The organism is Actinomadura sp. HBU206391 (assembly GCF_014323665.1).
Lineage (GTDB): Bacteria > Actinomycetota > Actinomycetes > Streptosporangiales > Streptosporangiaceae > Actinomadura_C.
Map to the genome: position 1 here is coordinate 1 of NZ_JABVEB010000469.1, position 2,726 is coordinate 2,726.

At 71.9% G+C, this 2,726-nt stretch carries 3 protein-coding genes and 1 pseudogene; 3 read left to right on the forward strand and 1 reads right to left on the reverse strand.

Annotated features, from left to right (window positions below):
* A partial coding sequence (locus HKK72_RS38405) for a phosphotransferase (RefSeq protein WP_187239292.1) occupies window positions 1-488 on the forward strand: 488 nt, incomplete at its 5' end.
* A gap of 92 nt (window positions 489-580) precedes the next feature.
* Here HKK72_RS38405 and HKK72_RS38410 read toward each other — a convergent pair.
* Window positions 581-1,057: a MarR family winged helix-turn-helix transcriptional regulator gene (locus HKK72_RS38410; RefSeq protein ID WP_187239293.1), complete on the reverse strand. Its 477-nt coding sequence runs from the start codon at window positions 1,055-1,057 to the stop codon at window positions 581-583.
* Between the two features lie 252 nt (window positions 1,058-1,309).
* On the opposite strand from HKK72_RS38410, the gene HKK72_RS38415 reads away from it, so the two are divergent.
* Entirely contained in the window at window positions 1,310-1,657 is a 348-nt protein-coding gene (locus tag HKK72_RS38415; protein WP_187239294.1) for an MmcQ/YjbR family DNA-binding protein, read from the forward strand.
* Window positions 1,658-1,731: 74 nt separating this feature from the next.
* Window positions 1,732-2,726, forward strand: a pseudogene (locus HKK72_RS38420) (hypothetical protein); the annotation flags it as partial.

A 2,726-nucleotide genomic window follows, 5' to 3' on the forward strand; every position in this document is an offset into this window, starting at 1 on the left:
TGGCCGAACTGGTGGGCATCGACGACCGGCCGAAGGAGCTGTGGCTGAGCGAGGCCGCCGAGACCTATGCCCTGGTCATCGAAAAGGTGCCGCCGGTGCACCGGCCGGCCGTGGAGGCCTTCCTCGACGCGGCGCCGCCGGCCGGCGGGCACGCTCTGGCGTTCTCGCACAACGACCTGGGGATCGAGCACGTTCTCGTCGACCCGGTCGCGTGGACGGTGACCGGCGTCATCGACTGGAGCGATGCCGCGATCGTGGATCCGGCCCATGACTTCGGCCTCCTGTACCGCGACCTGGGCCCCGACGCGGTCCGCCAGGCCCTGCGCGGATACCGGACCGACGTCGACGATCTCGAGGCGATCGGCCCGCGCGCGGTCTTCTACGCCAGGTGCGGCGTTCTGGAGGACATGGCCTACGGGATCGAGACCGGGCGTGACAAGTACCTCGACAAGAGCGTCGCGGCGCTGGAGTGGCTGTACCCGGCATAGTCGACGCTCGCGTCACGATCGAGGGCCAGGCTCGACAGACCCTGTACCACGGACGCCGACCCGGGTGTCACCGGACCCGCGGACGTTCGTGGTCATCCCCCGTCGGCGGCGTTGAGCTCGCGCTCGTAGACGTGAAGGGTGTCGATGAAGGTCCGTCGCTGAGCGGGGGTGAGCGGCTGGAGCGCCTTCTTCCATGCCTCGGCACCCTTCGCCAGCCAGCCTTCGACGGCCGTCCGGTGGTCGTCGGCGACGCTCACGATCGTCCGCCGCCGGTCGGCCTCGTCCTCGCGGCGGTCGATGACCCCCTGCCGGCTCAGGTCGCCGATCATCAGGCTCGCCGTCGCCGGCACGATCTCGAGCCGGTCGGCGAGCTCGTTGACGCTCATCGGTCCGTCGAACAACAGGTAGGCGAGCAGCGATAGGTGTCGCGGCGCGAGTGACAGGGATTGGAGCTCCCTGGGGACCCGGGAGCGCTTGATGCGCCCGACCACCCGCGGCATGAGCAGGAGCAGCGTCCGGACCCCTTCGTCGACGCTCGGGCCGGCGTGGTCTCGACCATCGGTCGGCATACCTAGGGCCTCCAATATATTTGACTATATAAGCAAACTATTTTTACTACTTATTTACTACCCAGTGCGTGCGGCCGTGTCCTGCCGGTTACTTCTCCCTTGAAACGCCGTCCATGCGGTCTTTCGCACATCGGATGTCCCAACTCGCGGGAGTTCCGTACGAACGGGGGCGCTGAGGACCGGAAAGGGCGGACCCCCGTGGCCTAGGGTTGCGGTCGGCGGGCACCGCGCGGAGCGGGCGGAGGGATATCGATGGTCACGGTCGAGGACGTGCGCGAGCTGGCGCTGTCACTGCCCCGGACCGAGGAGCATCTCATCAGAGACCGGGTCAAGTTCCGGGTCGGCCGGATCGTCTACGTGGCATTCTCGCGAGACGAGGCCCTCATGGGCTTCGCGTACCCCAAGGAGGAGCGCGCCGCGCTCATCGCCGCCGAGCCCGGGAGATTCCTGCTGCCGGTCGTCTCCGACCAGCGCTTCAACTGGGTGCTCGCCCGCATGGCCGCGCTCGACGTCGCGGAGATGCGCGAACTGGTGGTCGACGCCTGGCGCATGGTCGTGCCCAAGCGGGTCTCGGCGGCATATCCGCAGAGCGAGCGGTGAGCCGGCGCACGCGTCCGGGGTGCCCGCCGGGTCCGATCCGCGGGGTCGTCCGCGCGGTCTGGTAGGACGGGGGAGTGGCGAACGACGGCGGAGGACCCGGACCCGGGTCCCCGGAGCAGCTGCCCGGCATGGGCGGTCTGCCGACCGTGGCCTCGCGCGCGGAGGCGAAACCGGCGATGGCCGGCGGCCGGGCCGGCAAGGCGGGGCAGGCGGAGAAGGCCGGGAAGAAGTCCCCCCGCAAGGGCGCGCGGGTGCCCGCCACCGCGCTCAAGGTGGCGCGCGTCGTCGTGGACGTGCCGCTGCCCCACCTGGACCGGCCGTTCGACTACCTCGTGCCCACGGAGTTCGACGCCGCCGCCGTGCCAGGGTGCCGAGTGCGGGTGCGCTTCGCGGGCCAGCTCGTGGACGGCTTCCTGCTCGAGCGGGTCGACGAGAGCGAACACGAGGGCCGGCTGTCGTTCCTGGAACGGGTGATCTCCGCTGAACCCGTGCTCGCCCCCGAGGTGGCCGCCCTCGCCCGCGAGGTCGCTGACCGCTACGCGGGCACCCTGTGCGACGTGCTGCGCCTCGCGATCCCGCCCCGCCACGCACGCGTCGAGGCGCAGGCCGGCGAGTCCGCGCGGCGACCGCCCGGCGTGGGCACCGAGGGGACCGCCGGGATGGCGGCGCCCGCCGGACCGGGGCCGTGGGCGGCCTATCCCGCGGGCCCGTCGTTCCTCGCCGCGCTGGCCGAAGGACGGTCGCCGCGGGCGGTGTGGACCGCCATGCCAGGTCCGGAGTGGCCGGCCGCCGTCGCCCGTGCCGTACGCGCCACCCTGGCCGCCGGTCGCGGCGCCCTGGTCGTGGTGGCCGACGGCCGCGACGTCGCCCGGGTGGACGCGGCGCTCCACGCCGAGCTCGGCGCGGTGACCGGCGGCAGTGCGGAGCAGAACGCCATGGAGCCGGACGGGGTGGAGCCGGAGGTGATGGAGCAGAACGGGGCGGAGCCGGACGCGGTGGGTCCGGATGTGGTGGGTCCGGACGCGGCGGGACACCACGCGGTGGAGGCGGACACGGTGGAGCCGGACAT